Annotated in this window: 13 protein-coding genes; 6 read left to right on the top strand and 7 right to left on the bottom strand. The window is 38.0% G+C overall.

Features of this window, described 5'->3' with window-relative positions; genetic code table 11:
* Positions 1-65: 65 nt before the first annotated feature.
* The 4 genes from E1750_RS16700 to E1750_RS16685 all read right to left on the bottom strand — a co-directional run bounded on the left by E1750_RS16700 (position 66) and on the right by E1750_RS16685 (position 6,192).
* Positions 66-1,031 carry a glycoside hydrolase family 5 protein gene (locus tag E1750_RS16700; RefSeq protein ID WP_133277860.1) on the bottom strand — a complete coding sequence of 322 codons (966 nt, stop codon included), beginning with the start codon at positions 1,029-1,031 and terminating at the stop codon, positions 66-68.
* A gap of 11 nt (positions 1,032-1,042) precedes the next feature.
* Positions 1,043-2,278 carry a glycoside hydrolase family 27 protein gene (locus E1750_RS16695; protein WP_133277859.1) on the bottom strand — a complete coding sequence of 412 codons (1,236 nt, stop codon included), beginning with the start codon at positions 2,276-2,278 and terminating at the stop codon, positions 1,043-1,045.
* Positions 2,279-2,287: 9 nt separating this feature from the next.
* Positions 2,288-5,170, bottom strand: a complete 2,883-nt coding sequence (gene galA / locus E1750_RS16690; RefSeq protein ID WP_133277858.1) for a beta-galactosidase GalA — start codon at positions 5,168-5,170, stop codon at positions 2,288-2,290.
* Positions 5,171-5,313: 143 nt separating this feature from the next.
* On the bottom strand, positions 5,314-6,192 hold the full coding sequence (locus E1750_RS16685) for a helix-turn-helix domain-containing protein (protein ID WP_133277857.1): 879 nt from the start codon (positions 6,190-6,192) through the stop codon (positions 5,314-5,316).
* Positions 6,193-6,529: 337 nt separating this feature from the next.
* On the opposite strand from E1750_RS16685, the gene E1750_RS16680 reads away from it, so the two are divergent.
* The 6 genes from E1750_RS16680 to E1750_RS16655 all read left to right on the top strand — a co-directional run bounded on the left by E1750_RS16680 (position 6,530) and on the right by E1750_RS16655 (position 15,882).
* Positions 6,530-7,600, top strand: a complete 1,071-nt coding sequence (locus E1750_RS16680; RefSeq protein ID WP_227873916.1) for a glycoside hydrolase family 26 protein — start codon at positions 6,530-6,532, stop codon at positions 7,598-7,600.
* Between the two features lie 37 nt (positions 7,601-7,637).
* On the top strand, positions 7,638-9,029 hold the full coding sequence (locus E1750_RS16675; protein ID WP_133277856.1) for an MFS transporter: 1,392 nt from the start codon (positions 7,638-7,640) through the stop codon (positions 9,027-9,029).
* Between the two features lie 24 nt (positions 9,030-9,053).
* A complete protein-coding gene (locus E1750_RS16670) occupies positions 9,054-10,244 on the top strand; it encodes a glycoside hydrolase family 130 protein (protein WP_133277855.1) in 1,191 nt (396 codons plus the stop codon).
* A gap of 243 nt (positions 10,245-10,487) precedes the next feature.
* Complete coding sequence (locus E1750_RS16665) at positions 10,488-11,681, top strand: AGE family epimerase/isomerase (protein ID WP_133277854.1); 1,194 nt, start codon at positions 10,488-10,490, stop codon at positions 11,679-11,681.
* A gap of 29 nt (positions 11,682-11,710) precedes the next feature.
* Positions 11,711-14,557 carry a TIM-barrel domain-containing protein gene (locus E1750_RS16660; protein ID WP_133277853.1) on the top strand — a complete coding sequence of 949 codons (2,847 nt, stop codon included), beginning with the start codon at positions 11,711-11,713 and terminating at the stop codon, positions 14,555-14,557.
* A gap of 32 nt (positions 14,558-14,589) precedes the next feature.
* A complete protein-coding gene (locus E1750_RS16655; RefSeq protein WP_133277852.1) occupies positions 14,590-15,882 on the top strand; it encodes a glycoside hydrolase 5 family protein in 1,293 nt (430 codons plus the stop codon).
* A 331-nt stretch (positions 15,883-16,213) separates the two neighbouring features.
* Here the strand turns inward: E1750_RS16655 and E1750_RS16650 are convergent, their stop codons facing one another.
* The 3 genes from E1750_RS16650 to bglX all read right to left on the bottom strand — a co-directional run bounded on the left by E1750_RS16650 (position 16,214) and on the right by bglX (position 20,119).
* Complete coding sequence (locus tag E1750_RS16650; RefSeq protein WP_133277851.1) at positions 16,214-16,714, bottom strand: hypothetical protein; 501 nt, start codon at positions 16,712-16,714, stop codon at positions 16,214-16,216.
* Between the two features lie 62 nt (positions 16,715-16,776).
* The gene (locus tag E1750_RS16645; RefSeq protein ID WP_133277850.1) at positions 16,777-17,739 is read right to left on the bottom strand and encodes an aldo/keto reductase; all 963 of its coding nucleotides are present in this window, start codon (positions 17,737-17,739) and stop codon (positions 16,777-16,779) included.
* An 85-nt stretch (positions 17,740-17,824) separates the two neighbouring features.
* Positions 17,825-20,119: a beta-glucosidase BglX gene (bglX, locus tag E1750_RS16640; RefSeq protein WP_133277849.1), complete on the bottom strand. Its 2,295-nt coding sequence runs from the start codon at positions 20,117-20,119 to the stop codon at positions 17,825-17,827.
* Between the last annotated feature and the right edge of the window lie 5 nt (positions 20,120-20,124).

Genomic DNA, 20,124 nt, shown 5'->3' with positions numbered 1-20,124 from the left:
AGTTTTTTAAATAAATCCACAAACCACAAAGATTATAAAATTATGGCGATATATTTTTCCTTTTATTATTGTTTCGGATTGTATTTTCGTAAGTATTCCCGTGTTTTCAAACCTGATTCCTGCAGATCAGTATCTTTCCATTTTCCATTTGAATTTGCATTTGGTTTAAGAAACGAACAAGTTTCGACTTTGCTGGAAACCGACCAAGTGATCCAACTAATTTTCCTTTCTTCCATCCAATCGATGTATTCTTGCCTAGCTAATAAATTCAAAGGACCGTCGCCCGAAGCTTCCATTCCTGCCGATTCAGATACAAAAATTGGCAAGCCGCTTTTTAAAGCATCGTCCGTTCGATCTCGCAACCATTTTCCGTGAGTACCTGCATAAAAATGCATAGTGTACATTAAATTATCGAAACCTAAAATTGGGTCTTTGGCGGGCAACTGAAGGTCTTGATCCCAACTCGGGCAGCCCACAAGAATAATGTTTTTAGAATCATTGGTGCGAATCACCTGAACCACTTCTTGCGAATAAGCTTTGACTTCTTCCCAAGATTCGTTGTCCGGTTCATTAAAAACTTCGTAAATAATGTTTGGGTATTGTCCATATTTTTTTGACATTTCGTCAAAGAAAACTTTAGCCTCTTTGAGATGAATATTATGGCTGTGAAAATCAATAATGACGTAAATATCTTGCTTTATTGCGGCATTTATGACCGTTTCGATCCTTATTTTTGAAGTCTTTGGATTCTGAAGATAACAATTTTCATCTGCATCTACGCCCATCGCTGCTCTCAATACCGTGGCATTCCAATCTTTATGAAGCGTTTGAACGACCTCTTTATTATAAAATTTACCCCACCAATTGTGCCAACCAAAACTCACTCCTCTTAATACAATTGGGTTTTGATTTTTATCTACTAATTGTGTGCCTTTCACGCTAAGTTGGCCATGATTTTTGACGAATTGTGCATTTGCCACACTACAACTGAATGCGAGAAAAAGCACTATAGTTTTAGATTTGAAGTTCATCTCTTTTAGTTTTAAGGAATTAATTTCAAAGTAATTACGTCGTGAGGAACGATATCAGCAGTGAAATTCTTTTTGGTGGTTCCGACTTCTTTGTTCTTCCAAAGATCTTTGATTTTGAAAATGGTTTTGTTAAAATCGGCTTCGTAACCAAAATCAACGTCTTTGATTGAATTTTTCTTCCAATCGAAATTGATTTTTTTAGCCAGTTCGGTTCGATTTAAGAAAGTTAATGCCCAAGCCCCATCGGACAACGGTTTTACCCAAACTTCTACTCCATCTTCAACCGTTAATTTGAATCCTTGAATTCCTAGTTTATCTTGATTTATGGCAATTAAATTCTTGTTGGTCAAAATCGCCAATGTTTCTGGTTTCATTTTTCGGAAATCATTTCCAGCGATTAAAGGCGATGCCATCATACACCACATCGCAAAATGAGATCGGTCTTCGATGCCAGTCATTTCGTTACCCACTTCCATCATATCGAAATCGTTCCAATGGTCTGGACCCGAAAATTTCCGGATGTCTTTTCGCATTTCGACAATTTTCATAAATCCCCAAGACGACCAATTCTCAGGATGCTTGAATTCGCAATCAAAACAAGGGTAAATATCTCCCGAAATTCTCCACAGATTTCCGATAGGTTTTGCCCAATCCCAAGGATTGTTATCTCCCCATTCGCATAAGCTAAAAACGATAGGTCTTCCTGCTGTTTTCAAGGCGTTGCTCATAGTGGCATATGCTTCTGGAGCATTTATTCCGGCTGTATTACACCAATCGTATTTCAGAAAATCGATACCTAAATTGGCATAAAAACGTGCATCTTGGTACTCGAAACCTCGCGTTCCTGGATAACCGGCGCAAGTGCGTGTTCCGGCACAATTGTACAAACCAAATTTCAAACCTTTGGAATGCACATAATCGATAAGGACTTTCATTCCGTTTGGAAATTTGATTGGGTCGGCAACTAGATTGCCATTTTCATCGCGCTCTTTGGCCATCCAACCGTCATCGAGTACAATATAATTGTAGCCCGCCGCCGCCATTCCTGAAGACACCATAATATCGGCGGTTTCTTTGACTAATTTTTCGTCGATATTTGTGGCAAAGGTGTTCCAAGAATTCCAACCCATTGGTGGTGTCATAGCAAGCCCTTCGAATTTGCCAGTTCCTTGTTTGTAGCTATTTCCTTGGGCGAACGCTTGAATTGCAATTGTGCTTATAATCAAGCTGAGAAGTAGTTTTTTCATTTTATGTTTTTATTTAATTGATGGTATTTTTATTTCCGCTTTCTTTAATCCATTTGCTGTGGCTGTCAATAAAATTTCGCCCACTTCCCCTGTCGATTGCACGATGACTTGTGCCAAACCGCTAAAGAGCCTGCGTTTCCAAGTTGGAGCCGGTGTGAGGATTTGGATTGTTCCCGGATTGGTGTTGACGGTTCCCCATTTGTATTTGTAAATTAATGGAACAGCAACAATCGCCATTGTGTTTTTCCCCGCTCGAAGATTGGTTTTGTCCAATACGAAACTGTCGCCTTTTTTGTTTTCTGGAATCGCGGTTGCAATTGGTTTTCCGTTGATATAAATCGATTGTGACTGACCGATGCTATTGTAAAACAAATTGATTTTGGCTTCCTTGAAATTTTCCGGTAAATCAAAATCAGTGCGATAGACTACGGCTTTGGCTTTCTTTCCGAAAAGGGTGTCACGAGCTTCTTTAAAAGCATTGTCCCAATTCGAAACATCGAGATTATCTACTGTTTCAGCCGTTTCTGAAATGGAATTAATGATTTTTTCTTTCAGGTTCGAAATGTTGATAACCGTGTTGTTTTCTATAAATTGGTCGGATTCGACAGAGGTGGGTTTCCCGTTTCCAACGCCAATTATTTTCCCTGGACCCGAAATCGTGAAGGCCACTTCATTTTCGGAAGTAGGAACCAATAAAGCCGATTTATCTTTGGTATCGACTGTAATCATTGCGATATCGGTAGCATTCGCTTGGATCGTTTTTACATTAGAATTCAAACCAAGAGCAACGGCATCGGAAGTTGTTTTTACGGTTTCGGTTAGGAATTTCTTGCCGTTTTTATAACCAATCGCTTCTAAAGTTCCAGGTTGGTAATTGACTTTCCATTCCAAGTGGCCATTTTTTTCCATCGTTTTTTTGCCCAGACTTTTCTTGTTTAGAAAAAGTTCGACCTCATCGCAATTGCTGTACGCCCAAACATCGATGGGTTGTCCTTCTTTTCCTTTCCAGTTCCAATGAGGTAAAAGATGCAAAACGGGTTCGGTTCCCCACCACGATTTTAGGTACCAAGCATCGTCTTTGTAAAAACCACATTGATCGAGCATTCCGAAATAAGAACCTGTTGCTGGCCAAACGTAAGGAGTGGGTTCGCCGCGATAATCAAAACCTGTCCAAATGTACATTCCTGCGAGATAATTGCGAGAATCATAATGTTTCCAACCTTGTTCGATGCTATACCAATCTTTGCTTTGAGGCAAATCGTAAGCGGGTTTGTATTGTTTTTGGTTGTCCTCAAAATAGATTCCGCGTGTGGCAAAAGTGGAGCCTTCTTCAGTTCCCCAACTGGCCAAATTTGGAAATTCTCGATGGTGTTTGTCGGTAGTTTCCTTGCCGCCGTGTTTGATGTAATTGTAGCCCACAATGTCAACGGCCGTGGCGATTCCGTTATCCCAATTGCCGCTAATTCCTGCTGTAATTCCTCTGGTGCTGTCGATGGTTTTGGCAAAATCCTGCATTGTTCTGGCCATTCGTGCCCCTATGATATTCCCTTCAACACCCCATTCTTCGTTGGCGATAGACCAACTTATAATAGACGGATGGTTTCTGTCGCGGAGCATCATCCGTTTTAATTCGCCCAATTGCGTACTTGTAATTCCCATTAATCGGGTTTCGTCTATGACTAGCATTCCCAATCTGTCGCAAGCGTCCAATAACTCTGGAGTTGGCGGATTGTGCGAACATCGATACGCATTGGAACCAAATGATTTTAAGGTGGCAATCCGAAAATCCTGCAAACCATCGGGGATTGCCGCTCCCACTCCTGCGTGGTCTTGGTGATTATTGGTTCCTTTTATTTTGAGATGTTTTCCGTTCAAAAAGAATCCTTCGTCGGCATCAAAACGCAAAGTTCGGATTCCGAAAGTGGTGGTTTGCGTGTCTGTTAATTCCGTTCCTGTATAAATATTGGTCACCATTTTGTGCAAATAAGGATTGTCAACCGACCAAAGTGTGGGATTGGCAACGGATAAATTTGCTTCGAATTCTTTGGTTTCCATTGGTCGCAAACTCAAATTATCGATAGTTGCCGTGGCGATTGATTTTCCGGTATTATCGAAAACGGTTTGAACAATTTTGAAATTTTGAGTCTTTGTTCCTTCATTGATAACGGAAACTTTTGAAGCGAGTGCAGCATTGTTACTATTTAATTTTGTTGTGCTTACAAAAGTTCCGTCAGCGGGAACGTGCAACGGATTGGTTTTGTTCAACCAAACGTGGCGGTAAATTCCGGCGCCTTCGTAAAACCAACCTTCTTCCATCATCGCATCTACTCGAACGGCGATGGTATTTTCGCCACCATAGTTGACATAGTCAGTAACATCGTATTCGAAACCCAAATAACCCGATGGATTTATTCCCAAATAATGTCCGTTGAACCAAACTATCGAATTGCGAAAAACCCCATCAAAAGCGATGTGGATTCTGCATCCCAAATCGCCTTCAGGAATGCTTATATTTTTTCGGTACCAACCGATACTAGTCTCAGGAAAGGCTCTTCCAATGTTTTTGAAACCGTGACTGTAACTTGCTTTTTCGCTAAATCCTTGTTCGACTGCCCAATCGTGAGGCAAATCGAGTTTTCGCCAAGAACGATCGTCAAAATCTGCGGCAGCTGCTCCGTCTCCGTAGGCAATTTTCGCCAAATAAGAAAAATAGCCAGTTCCCGTATTGAAATCTTTGGAAGCATCAAATGGATGACCAAAGGCAAATAGCCAATTTTTATCGATGGAGATGTGTTCCCGAATCGCTCTATTTGAGGACGATTGTGTAAACCCTGAGAAGTAAAAACTAAAAAAAACAATAAGTGAAAATAGTTTTTCTGGAGAATTTTTCATTGACAAAATAGTTACAAAGTTTGGAATTGCACATCATACAATGTTAAATAAAATTCACAGATAACAATAATACTTTATTGTCAAAATAACATCAAAACTTGACAAAAAATAAAAACCAGAGGAAACCTGATTTATAAGTTCATTTACAGAATGCGTTTGAGACCCGAAAAATCTTCGCGATATTGTGTTGGGGTACGATTTTTTATAGCTTTGAAACTTCTATTAAAATTGGCGATGTTCGGAAAACCAGACTTGTAGGCAATCTCAGCTACACTCATATCTTTTTCTAGCAACCATCTCGCGGCATAACCGATTCTAATATCATTGATATAATTGACAAAAGTTTTGCCCGTGCGTTTTTTGATAAAGCGATTGAACGAAATACTTGTCATATTACTAGCACTTGAAACCTCGTCTAAAGTGATTTTTTCGGCAAATTTTTTCTGAACATACTCGTACACCAATTTCATTTTATCGTCATCATCAAAAGTGGCATAATCTACGGTGTAAGTCGAAAGAAGTCTCTGATTTCGGGAGTTTGCAAGGTCAAATAATATCGAAGTGATCTCCAGAAAATAATCCATTCCGTCTAATTTTGACAATTTAATTAGCCTTGGCGTAAGCTCATCGGCGACTTTTTTGGAGAATAAAATACCGTGAATCGATCGATTAAACATCTCCCGAATGGGGTTCATTATTCGTCTGGAAAGTAAAGAATCTGGAAATAAATTATTGTCAAATTGAATCGTGATTTCGTGGATTTTCTTGCTGGTGCATTTATTCAATTCCCAACCGTGATACAAATTTGGACCAATTAAGACTAGTTCGACGGCGTCAATTTCTTCAATATTATCGCCCACAACTCGTTTTACACCTTTGCCATTTAGAATAAAATTGATCTCAAATTCGGGGTGATAGTGCACTGGAAAATCAAAAGTATCCTTGACTCTGTCGAAAACTAAAAAGCTATCGAGAGGTGACATTGGCGGGATTTCTCTGTAAAATTTCTTCAGATTACTCATAACCCATTTTTGTTTGCAATAATATGATATTTAATTGACAAAATAATACCATTTAGAATTAGACCTTAAAACTATCTTTGAAAGATGAATTGCACTTTTATTAAAATTAACTTAAAATAAAAACGATATTCAAAATAGTCTTCGGAAAAAACTAAAAAATATTTTAGAAAACAACGAATTACCGGACACGACATCACGACACAATAAAACCGTCCTTTTGGTCAAAAATACAGTTGAAAGGGCAATCAAAAAAATAAAAAAATCAATGAAAAAAATTCTTATCCAATTCAGTCTTCTACTCTTTTTCGGTTTCACTTTTTCAATGCTTGCTCAAACAATGAATACAAAATCCTCCATTGCTGATCAAAATGCGACTGCTAAAACCAAAATTCTATTCAAAAACTTGACAGATTTATCCAATAAAGCAATCCTTTTTGGGCATCAAGACGATTTAGCCTATGGGGTGAACTGGAAACAAGTGGCGGGAAGAAGCGATGTAAAAGACGTTGTTGGAGACTTCCCCGCAGTTTATGGCTGGGACCTTGCTGGTTTGGAAAAAAAATCAGACAAAAATATTGATGGAGTGCCTTTTGATAAAATGCGACAATACATTATTGAAGGACATTCAAGAGGCGGAGTTATAACCCTTAGCTGGCATCTTGACAATCCATTGACCGGGGGAAATGCTTGGGATACTTCTCCAAAATCAGTTGCATCGGCATTGCCAGGAGGCCAAAGCCACGAAAAGTTCAAACTTGCCCTCGATGAAGCCGCTAATTATATTTCCACCTTATCCGATAAGAAAGGAAATCCGATTCCTATTTTATTTCGACCTTTTCACGAGCTCACTGGCAATTGGTTTTGGTGGTGTAAAAACAATGCGAATCCAGAAGAATTCAAGGCTTTATGGAAATTTACCTTTCATTACCTTCAAGCAAAAGGCATTCACAACCTAATCTATGTCTACAATACGGCCGATTTCAAATCTAAAGAAGAGTTCTTAGACTATTATCCAGGTGCCGATTATGTTGATGTTTTAAGTTTTGACAACTATCAATTCAACGATCCAACCAAAGACAATTCTTTTGTTGAAAATTGCCAAAGACAATTTAAAATAATGGACGAAGTAGCCAAAGAGCAAAATAAAATTATGGCCTTGGCGGAAACTGGTTATGAAGCCATTCCGTATGACAAATGGTGGACCAACACTTTGATGCAAGCCATTGGCGATTACAAAATAGCTTATGTCTTAGTTTGGAGAAACCAGGGTTGGCAAGAAAAAGAGCAAAAAATGCATTATTATGCCCCATTCAAAGGGCAAACCAGCGAAAAAGATTTTGTTGATTTCTACCATCTTGACCAAATTTTATTCGAAAAAGAAGCCGCAAAAGTTAAACTTTACAAATAACAACTAACCCAAAAAACCAAAATTTACAACCCAAAAAATGCACGAAAAAATTAAATTAAAAGAAAAAATAGGATATGGCTTAGGTGATGCCGCTTCCTCCATGTTTTGGAAAATATTCAGTATGTATCTGATGTTTTTTTACACCGATGTTTTCGGAATTGCACCCGCCGTTGTTGGAACCATGTTCCTAATTACCCGTATTTGGGACTCTTGTTTTGACCCTTTTGTCGGGATAATGGCTGACCGAACCAAAACGCGTTGGGGCAAATTCAGACCTTATCTTTTATGGACAGCCATACCTTTTGCACTCATCGGAATCTTAACTTTTTACACACCCGATTTTGACGAAAAAGGAAAAATAATTTATGCTTATGTAACCTATTCCTTGATGATGATGGTGTATTCCGTAATCAATGTTCCTTATGCTTCTTTGCTCGGCGTGCTGTCATCGGATAGAAAAGAAAGAACAACGCTTTCCTCCTATCGTATGGTTTTTGCTTTTGGCGGAAGCTTATTGGCGCTTTGGTTAATCGAGCCTTTGGTCAATCATTTTGGCGGAAGTTTAAACTCCAAAACAGGTTGGTTATACACTATAATTGTATTTGGAATCATCACCACCATTTTCTTTTGGGGTTGTTTTTTCCTAACCAAAGAAAGAGTCGAACCTATCAATGACGAAAAACCAAATCTAAAAGAAGATTTAAACGACCTTTTAAAAAATCGTCCTTGGTGGATTCTTTTAGGAGCCGGAATTGGCGCATTAGTATTCAATTCGATTCGTGATGGAGCGGCTGTTTACTATTTTAAATATTATGTAAGCAGTACGGTAAGCTACAGTATTAATGTCTTTGGCGAAAATTTTGCAATGACACCTACCTCATTATATTTCGTTTTAGGACAAGCGGCTAATATTATTGGAGTCATTGCAGCCACACCCATCGCGAATAAAATTGGCAAAAAAAACACCTTTTTCGGTTCAATGGCATTGGCAGCACTATTAAGTGTACTATTCTATTTCCTTGGAAAAAACGATGTACTGTTGATTATGGTTTTCCAAGTATTAATAAGCATTTGTGCCGGTTGTATATTCCCATTAATCTGGTCAATGTATGCTGACAGCGCCGATTATTCGGAATGGAAACAAGGAAGACGAGCTACCGGACTTATATTTTCAGCTTCTTCCATGTCGCAAAAATTTGGATGGACCATTGGTGGAGCCGCAACAGGATGGCTTTTGGGTTATTATGGATTTCAAGCCAATGTAGAACAAACCGCAGTAACCCAAAATGGAATTCAGTTGATGTTGAGTATTCTTCCAGCCATTGCAGCAGGAGTTTCAGTATTATTCATTCTGTTATATCCATTAACCGAAGAAAAACTAGAAACCATCGGACACGAATTAAACGACAAAAGAACTACAACTAAATAATATTTGATTTTAGCACTATCACTCATGAACACAACAACAAACAGCATTTTCGATAAAAGAAAAGCAGCAATTGAAAAAGAATTCCAACAATTAATAGAGAGAAAAAACGAACCTCAATCTTCGGAGGGAAATGGAATATTCGCCAGATATAAAAATCCCGTTGTGACCAGAAATCACGCTCCTATCGAATGGCGCTATGATTTAAACGAAGCTACAAACCCATTCTTGATGGAACGCATAAGCATCAATGCTACTTTCAATGCTGGAGCAATGAAATGGGGTGATAAATACATCCTCGCTGTTCGTGTGGAAGGCGTGGACAGAAAATCATTTTTTGCCATTGCCGAAAGTCCAAATGGAGTTGATAATTTCCAATTTTGGGATAAACCTTGCGTGATTCCACAAACCGAAGAACCCGATACAAATGTCTATGATATGCGTTTGGTACAGCACGAAGACGGTTGGATTTACGGCATTTTTTGCACCGAAAGAAAAGATCCAAATGCTCCAAAAGGTGATACGAGTTCGGCTATAGCCAATGCGGGAATTGTGCGCACCAAAGATTTAGTGAATTGGGAACGTCTTCCTGATTTAATTTCGAATACAGGCCAACAAAGAAATGTAGTGATGCATCCTGAATATGTAAACGGAAAATACGCTTTATACACAAGGCCTCAAGACGGTTTTATCGACGTGGGAAGTGGTGGCGGAATTGGTTTGGGTTACATCGATACTATGGAAAACCCAGTTGTACAAGAGGAAAAAATCATCTTCGGAAAACAATATCATACCATTTACGAACTTAAAAATGGTTTGGGGCCGGCTCCAATTAAAACCGAAAAAGGGTGGTTGCATTTGGCACACGGAGTACGAAACACCGCTGCGGGATTGCGTTACACACTTTATATGTTTATGACCGATTTAAACGATATTTCAAAAGTGACTCATATTCCAGCAGGACATTTTATGGCGCCACAAGATTCTGAAAGAGTGGGTGATGTTTCGAATGTTTTGTTTTCGAATGGTTGGATTGCCGATGAAGATGGCACAGTTTTCATCTATTACGCTTCGTCAGATACTAGAATGCACGTGGCTGTTTCTTCTGTAGAAAAACTAGTTGACTATGTGATAAACACACCAGAAGATACCTTTATATCTGCAGGTTCTGTGAACACCATCATCGCTCAAGTTAATAAAAACCAAGCAATTCTATAACTGTGTCAACACCAACCGCTACGCAAAGTCTACGACTTTGAGGATGTGACCAAAGGTCTTCGACCGCATTTTAAACAAAGTAGTTATTACAAAGGTGCTATTAAATGTCCTGAAAATTCTTTTTTAAACCATTAAGAGATTTAAGAAAGTTAAGAACACTTCAAGTCTTAATACTCTTAAATTTCTTAATTTTTAAATATTTAGTCTTTCATAAAAATAAAGTAGAACCATAAAAATAAAAAAGTGTCAACACAAATTTTAAATCTAAAAACCGAATTAACCACTGAACTCAACAACATTCTTGAGTATTGGTCGAAGCAAACTATTGACAAAAAAAACGGCGGTTTTATTGGTCAAATAGATTGTAATGAGTTTAAAAATTTCGAAGCCGAAAAAGGTTCTGTTCTCAATGCTCGAATACTTTGGTCCTTTTCTGCGGCCTATTCCATTACAAAAAATGAAGAACACAAGCGCCTTGCCAAAGAAGCTTGTGAGTACATCATCAATCATTTTTATGATGCTGAATTTGGCGGAATATTTTGGAGCATCAATCCTGATAAAACGCCAAAAGACACTAAAAACCAAATTTATGCTTTGGCTTTTACCATTTATGGAATGAGCGAATATTACTCAATTTCCAAAGATGAAAAAGCCTTAGAATATTCCATTTTATTATACAAAAAAATTCAAGAATACAGTTACGACCCCATAAATAAAGGCTATTTCGAAGCTTTTACCCGCGATTGGCAACCTATAGAAGATTTACGTCTGAGCGATAAAGATGCCAACGAAAAAAAAACAATGAATACCCATTTGCATATTGTAGAAGGTTATGCCAATTTGTATAAAGTTTGGAAAGACGAAACCTTAAAAAATGATATTGTCGAATTACTCGAAGTCATCGAAACCTATTTTATTGACAAAAAAACGGGACATTTAAAACTGTTTTTCAACGAAAACTGGGTCGAAAAACCAGACGTAATCTCTTATGGACACGATATCGAAGCGGCTTGGTTATTATTACAATGTGCGGAAATTACTGAAAACACAGCTTTAATAGAACGCTACAAAAAATACGCTATTCTCCTAACTGATGCCACTTTCGAAGGGATTGACCCTGTAGATGGCGGCCTTTGGTACGAACTAGAACCCAAAGAGAACCAGTTGATGGCCGAAAAACATTGGTGGCCTCAATCCGAATTAATGATTGGTTTTTACAATGCTTTCCAATTGACAAATGACCAGAAATACTTGGATGTTGTGCTCAAAAACTGGGAATTTGTAAAGGACTATATTCTCGATAAAAAAAACGGAGAATGGATTTGGGGAATCCATCAAGATTATTCCAAAATTGAAAAAGACAAAGCCGGTTTCTGGAAATGTCCGTATCACAATACTAGAGTTTGCATCGAATTGATACGTCGAACCGAGAATTAATTTCCTTTTAATATTATTATAAAAACAAAATGAAAAACCTGAAACAATACTACCTGTTTTTATTTGTCATTCTCATATTTTTCCAAGCAGCTGCTCAAGAAAATGTAACAAAACTAAGCGATGGAATAGAAATTAAGATCAAAAAACCACAACGAAATGATGCCGCTGTTGTGAGAATACAAGTAGTTTCCAATTCGATCTTGCATATTACGGCTAGCCCAACGACTACTTTTGATACTACAAAAAGTTTGATGCTCGTTGATTTAAAACCAACTGCAACACCTTTTGAAGTAATCAGCTCTAATGAAAATGTAACCCTTTCAACAGCCAATTTGAAAGCTACCGTTTCGATAGAAACAGGCGAAATACTATTTAAAGACGCTGCCGGAAAAACACTTTTAAAAGAAACCAAAGGTGGCGGAAAAACGATTACTGGAACCACATTAGACGGCAAACAATCCTACATCGTAAAACAATCTTTTACGAGCGAAACAGACGAAGCTTTGTACGGATTGGGTCAACACCAAAACGGGGTTTTCAATTACAAAGGAACCAAAGTTTTATTGTCACAATACAATACCGAAGTCGCCATTCCTTTCTTGGTATCGAGCAAAAATTATGGAATTTTATGGGATAATAACTCGCTTACCAAGTCAGTTGATACTCGAGATTTTGAGAAAATTTCTACCCTAAGATTGTATTCAGATAAAGGAGACAAAGGCTGGTTGACGGCAACGTACACCAACAAAAAAGACCCTAAAAAAGTACTTTCTCGCCCAGAGTCGTTTATCGATTACAGTTATATCCCTTCATTAAAACACCTTCCAGAAGGAATTATTTTAGAAAACACTACCGTAAAATGGGAAGGTGCTTTTGAAACCGATTTTTCAGGCGAACACCAATTCAATCTTTGGTCATCAGGCTACACCAATGTGTATATCGACGATAAACTAGTAGCAGCAAGATGGAGACAAGGTTGGAATGCCACCAACGAATTGATTCGAATCCATCTTGAAAAAGGCACAAAACACAAACTAAAAATTGAGTGGGATCCATTGGGAAATGAATCATTTATATGTTTTAATTGGTCAAAACCATTAACCGAAGTACAAAAAAACGAATTCGCTTTTGAGTCAGAAGCGGGTCAAAAAATAGATTATTTCTTTGTCTCTGGAAAAAATATAGACGACGTAATAAGCGGTTATAGAACCCTTACGGGAAAAGCGACTATGATGCCCAAATGGTCAATGGGATTTTGGCAAAGTCGTGAACGCTACAAAACACAAGACGAAATACTAAACACCGTTGCCGAATTCCGTAAAAGAAAAATTGGCTTAGACAATATTGTACTCGATTGGAGATATTGGAGAGAAGGCCAATGGGGAAGCCAAGAATTTGACCCAGAACGTTTTCCAGACCCAAAAGGAATGATGAAAACGCTTCACGAAAAATACAATACCAAATTAATGATTTCGGTTTGGGCAAAATTTTATGAAGACACCCAAAACTACAAAGATCTTGAAGCCAAAGGCTATATTTTAAAAAGAAACGTAGCCGAAAATCGTAAAGACTGGTTGGGTTTCAACAACGCCATTTACGATCCTTTCAATCCCGACGCTCGAAAAGAATTTTGGAAATTAATCAACAAAAATATTTACACAACCGGCATCGATGCTTGGTGGATGGACGCTTCGGAACCCGATGTTCACAGCAATATGCCACCCGAAGTTCGAAAAGAAATGATTGGAAACACCTTTCTTGGCGCAGCAGAAATCAACTATAATGCCTTCTCCTTAATGAATGCTAAAGGAATTTACGAAGGTCAACGCAGTGTCGATCCCAACAAAAGAATCTTTATGCTGACTCGTTCTGGTTTTGCAGGTTTGCAACGTTATGCTGCTGCTACTTGGAGTGGCGATATTGGTTCGAGATGGGAAGATTTGAACAACCAAATTCCGGCTGGTTTAAACTTTACAATGTCAGGATTACCTTATTGGACAAGTGATATTGGAGGGTTTTCTGTAGAAACTCGTTACGAAAATGCCACTGGAGAAACGCTTGAAGAATGGAGAGAATTAAACGCTCGTTGGTATCAATATGGTGTTTTTTGTCCCCTATTCAGAGCGCACGGTCAATTTCCGTATAGAGAAATTTACAACATTGCGCCCGAAGATCATCCGGCTTACAAAAGCATTTTGTTTTACAACAAATTGCGTTATCGAATGATGCCTTATATTTATTCCTTGATTGGACAAACCTATCATAACGATTACACGATGATGCGTGGACTTCCAATGGATTTTAGCTCTGATAAGAAAGTATTAAACATTGCCAATCAGTTTATGTTTGGTCCAGCAATACTTGTCAATCCAGTTACTGAATACAAAAAACGCAGTCGTGAATTGTATTTACCGAACACCAACGGTTGGTATAATTTTTACACCAGCGAATTCCTAGAAGGTGGACAAACCATTACTGCCGAAGCAAAATACGAACAAATTCCACTCTTTGTAAAAGAAGGTTCTATTCTGCCTTGTGGCCCGAATATTGAATACACTTCTCAGAAATCTTCGGAACCTTTTACCATTTATGTTTATACTGGAAAAGACGCTTCTTTTAGTTTATACGAAGATGAAAACACCAATTACAATTACGAAAAAGGAAAGTTTTCGAACATAGAATTCCAATATAACGAAGCTTCAAAAACATTGACAATTGCCGACCGAAAAGGAAGTTTTGATGGAATGCAAAAAAACAGAGTTTTCAATATTGTCTTCATTGGCAAAAATAAAAACTCAACATTCAATTTGATTTCAAATGCAAATGAAGGCCAAAAAGTGAAATATAATGGTAGCAAATTAGAAGTGAAATTCTAATACTGAATCAGCTATTTGAAAAAATAATAATTATGAAAAAATCAGCACTACTACTAGTTTTAGCTATTTTTAGTTTGGGGAATTTTTCTTGTCAAGCGCAAAAACAGCAACCCAGAATCACAGTCAAAGGAACACAATTCTTCAAAGGAGACCAACCCTATTCTTACATTGGAACCAATTATTGGTACGGAAGTTTATTGGCTTCGAAGAAAGTGGGTGACCGAAAAAGATTGTTGCGCGAACTTGATTTAATGCAAAAAAACGGCATCGATAATTTGCGAATTTTAGTAGGTGGCGACGGCGGAAAATACGATTACACTGTTCGTCCCGCTTTGCAATACGAGCAAGGAAAATACGACCAAGATTTACTCGATGGTTTAGATTTCTTGATGGCAGAAATGGGCAAACGCAAGATGTACGCCGTTTTATTTCTGACCAACAACTGGGAATGGTCGGGCGGAATGTCGCAATATTTGGAATGGAATGGAAAAGGTCCAATTCCAGTGCCTGCAATCCCACCAAATACATGGCCGCAGTATATGTCGTACACCGAAAAATTTCATAGTTGCGAACCCTGTATGGAGGCTTTGAACAATCACGTCAAATTTATTATGATCCGAACAAATGCCTATACCAAAAAAAAATATACCGAAGATAACACCATTATGGCTTGGCAAGTGGGCAACGAACCCCGACTTTTTACAGAGGAAAACGAAGCGAAATTCACGACTTGGTTGAATAATATTGTCAATTTGATGGATAGTTTAGACAAAAATCATTTGATTTCTACAGGTTCTGAAGGATTGAACAGTTCGAATGACAAGATAGAAATTTTTGAAAGAACGCATCAAAATCCGAATATCGATTATTTGACAATGCACATTTGGCCTAAAAACTGGAATTGGTTCAAAGCCGACGAGGCAGAAAAAACTTTGCCCACCACATTAAAAAATGCGGGAAAATATATTGATGCTCACATCAAAGTGGCACAAAATCTAAAAAGACCCATCATCATAGAAGAATTTGGTTTGCCAAGAGAAAACGAAAGTTTAGTTTCAAGTTCATCAGTTGCCAATCGAGATGTTTTTTACAATTATATCTTCAATAGAGTTTTAGAAAGTCACAAAAATAATGGTGTGTTGCAAGCGGCTAATTTTTGGGGATTTGGTGGCGAAGGAAAAGCAGTTACCCCAGACGGAAAATGGAAACCCGGAGATCCATTAACCACTGACCCACCGCAAGAACCACAAGGATTGAACAGTGTTTTTTCTTCGGATAAATCGACTTTGGATATTGTTAAAAAGTATAATTTGGAGTTGAAGTAAAATTATAAAAAAGGGAGCAAGTTTGAATTTGCTCCTTTTTTAATTATAATGTCTAGCACATCCGGCAACAAAAGAAAAAAGAAACAGAAACAGAATAAATTAACCCGTTGGGTGTAATTCAATTTAATTTTTTTTAAACACATAGAATCATAGTTTTTTATTAATTTTATTAAGACGCTCCGCTTGATTTTAGTAAATCATAGCTATGTGAACCCAAGAACTGGGCTATCCAACTCTTTTTTCTATGATTCTATGCGTTTCAATTTTACTATTTCTAAAAATTTAATAATTTCACCCAACGAGTTAAATTAATATATGTTTAAAGGTCAAGCTAAACTTTAAATCGTCTTATTAGTTTGATTTTTGTATACTCATTGTTTTCCTTAATATTCAAAATAATAAAGGATTCTACAATCATTTTATCATATCGCAAAACATCAATCATGGTTTCATTTTCAACTGGATAGATTGCGATTGTAAAATAGTCTTCCGGATATTTAGTTACTTTTCTTGATGGAGGCTCTTTACAGTTGGATTCACTTCCCCGAATAAAAGATTTTTTGCGGTAAAAAGTCCAATCAATCGACTCGCACAAACTTTTATGCTTTAATGATTTATATAAAAAAGCAGTTAATGTGTCTTGCTTAAAATATAAACTATCAGCATTATTAAATACCCAAGCTTTATTGGAAGGCAAAGTAAATTTGCCGTCTTGCAATTCAACTTTGCTTTCTCTAATGATTTTCCTAAGAGTTGACTTTGTGATTTTACTTTGTGCAAACAAGAAAATCGGAAACAAAAAGACAATATATAATATTATTAATTTCTTCATTTTGCTTCTAGTAAAAGAATAGTTTTAATTAGCAGACAGTTTACTTATTACAACATTTCTTACTACACGAATGCCAAAATCCCTTCAATCTTATCCAACTCCGCTTTGGTAAAATCGATATTCTCCAACGCATCAATATTGTTTTGCAATTGTCCCACCGAACTCGCACCAATCAAAACCGAGGTAATTCTATTGTCTTTGAGTAACCAAGCCAACGCCATTTGGGCTAAAGATTGGTTTCTGCTTTGAGCGATGTCGTTCAAGGCAACGATTACCTTTATTTTTTCTTCCGTAATATCTTCTGCTTTTAAAAAACCATTCGGATTAGAAGCTCTCGAATTTTCGGGAATTCCTTTCAGGTATCTGTCGGTCAAAAGTCCTTGGGCCAAAGGCGAAAAGGCGATGCAACCAATTCCTTTTTCTTCCAAAACATCCAGCAAACCTTCTTCGGGCGTGCGAACAAACATCGAATATTTCACTTGATGAATCAAACAAGGTGTTCCCAATTTTTTCAAAATAGCAGCGGCTTCGGCAGTTTGTTCCGGAGGATAATTGGATATTCCTGCGTACAAGGCTTTCCCACTTCGAACGGCATAATCCAAAGCCGACATTGTTTCTTCCAAAGGTGTTTCTGGGTCAAAACGATGTGAATAGAAAATATCCACATAGTTCAAATCCATTCGTTTTAAACTTTGATCCAAACTTGACAATAAATATTTGCGTGAACCCCAATCACCATAAGGTCCTGCCCACATTCCATATCCTGCTTTGGTCGAAATCACGATTTCATCCCGTAGGTTTCCTTGAAAATTATTTTTGAGGATTTTACCAAAATTTGTTTCGGCAGAACCCGGAATCGGACCGTAATTATTGGCCAAATCAAAATGAGTGATGCCTTTATCGAAAGCCATTTTGGCAATACTTTCGGCATTTTCGAATGAATCTACCGAACCGAAATTATGCCATAATCCTAAGGAAATTTGTGGCAATTTCAAACCACTTTTTCCGCATCTATTGTATTCCATTTTTTTAATGTATTAGAATTAAATATAAAACACGAATTTCAGGAATTTTTACCAATTAATTAGTGCTAATTCGTGTTTCTTTTTTTTATTTCAACTCAAAACTACTTTCCAAACCTTTGTCAGAGCTTCCTCCTACCCTAATTTTGAAAGTGCCCGGTTCTACTAAATAATTTCCTTCATTGTCATAGAAACCAAGTTCTTTTTCGGTCAAAGTCAGAGTGACCGTTTTGGTTTCACCTTTTTTCAATGCGATTAATTCGAAACCTTTCAATTCTTTTACAGGTCGAGCCAAACTGGCAGCAACATCGTGAATGTACAATTGAACCACTTCTTTTCCGTCATAATTACCGGAATTGGTCACCTCAACCGAAACTTTAACGGCTTCTCCTTTGGCGAAAGCCGCTTTGTTGATTTTCAAATTTTTATAATCGAAAGTCGTATAACTCAATCCAAATCCGAAAGGAAATTGTGGGGTGTTTTCTACGTCCATATAATGGGACCAAAATACGTTATTATCGGTCATAATGGGTCTTCCGGTACTGTAATTATTGTAATAAATTGGGCATTGCCCAACGTTTCTTGGGAAAGACATGGGTAATTTTCCACTCGGATTATAATCGCCGTACAACACTTGAGCCACGGCATTTCCGGTTTGGGTTCCCAGTTGCCAAGCTTCAACAATGGCAGGGATATTTTTGGCTGCCCAAGGCAAAGCAAGTGGTCTTCCGTTGTTTAAAACCAAAACAATATTTGGATTTACTTTATAAATTTCCTCCAATAATTCTTGTTGCAAACCTGGTAAATCCAAATTAGTTCTGCTTCGAGATTCTCCAGATTGATACCCATTTTCACCTAAAACCATAACCACCACATCAGCATTGGCCGCTGCTTTTTTGGCCGCATCAAAACCGCTTTTATCAGTGGTATTATAAGCTACTTCAAAAAGAAAAGTTGCTTTTTGGAGCAGTAATTCAGGGCCTTTTTCAAAGGTCAATGTATTGTCTTTGTATTGTTGCATTCCTTCTAAAACAGAAACAGCGGAGTTGTCTTCGGCAGCCAATCTCCAGCTTCCTAATGGACTACTTTTGTCATTGGCCAAAGCGCCAATCAAGGCAATTTTTTGTCCTGATTTTTTTAGGGGAAGTAAATTCTTGTCGTTTTTCAACAAAACAATCGATTTTTTCGCCATATCCAAAACCCCATCGTTGTTGGCTTTGCTACCAATAACTGCTTTTTCTCTAGCCTCATCACAGTATTTGTAAGGATTGTCAAATAAGCCCAATTCAAATTTTACGCGGAGAATTCTACGAGCGGCATCGTCAATCAAAGACTCATTCACTTTGCCTTCCTTGACCAATTTTACTAAATCGTTGACATAATTATACGATTCCATATCCATATCCGAGCCCGCTTTTACGGCCTTTTCAGTCGCTTCTGCGCTATCTTTGGCATAGCCGTGAGTAACCATTTCTTTGATAGAACCCCAATCGGTCACTACATATCCGTCAAATTTCCATTTGCCTTTTAGAATATCTCTTTGCAAAAAGCTACTGCCTGTTGCAGGAATTCCATTCAGAATGTTAAAGGAATTCATAAACGTCCGAATACCCGCTTCCTCCGCCGCCTGAAATGGTGGTAAAACGATATTGTACAAGGTCGAATTGCTCATATCGACGGTGTTGTAATCTCTTCCCGCTTCGGCAAAACCGTAGGCAGCAAAATGTTTGGCACAGGCTGCAATGGTATTTACTTTGGCTAAATCTGCCTTTGTATCTCCTTGAAAACCTTGTACTCGGGCTGTTGCAATTTTACTTCCTAGAAAAGGGTCTTCACCAGCACCTTCCATCACTCTACCCCAACGGGCATCCCTAAAAATATCGACCATTGGAGCAAAAGTCCAATTGATTCCCGATGCCGATGCTTCATCTGCAGCAATTTGTGCTGATTTTTTGATGGCTTCCATATCCCAACTCGCGGCTTCTGCCAACGGAATTGGACTCAAAGTTTTATATCCGTGAATCACATCGAAACCAATAATCAATGGAATTCCCAATCGGGTTTCCTCGACGGCAATCTTCTGAACGGCTCGCACTTGTTTGACACCGCGAACCGAAAGCATCGAACCTACCCAACCATCACGCAAATGTTTGTATTTCAATTCGGCATTTCCTCCTTTAGGTGCTGGGCCAGTTACTTCCCAAAAACCGTTGTATTGGTTCATTTGCCCTACTTTTTCTTCGAGTGTCATTTGTTTCATCAACAAATCGATGCGTTCTTCGGTAGGTTTTGATTTATCCAAATGGGATTTGTTTTGGGCCTGGGTCACGCCAAACGAGAGGAGACAAAAAAGTCCAGAGAAAATTAAATTTTTAGCAGTCATAAGTG

Origin of the sequence: Flavobacterium nackdongense, assembly GCF_004355225.1 — a bacterium.
Lineage (GTDB): Bacteria > Bacteroidota > Bacteroidia > Flavobacteriales > Flavobacteriaceae > Flavobacterium > Flavobacterium nackdongense.
The sequence above is the reverse complement of the archived record's forward strand: the minus strand, read 5'-3'. Positions and strand labels throughout refer to the sequence as shown.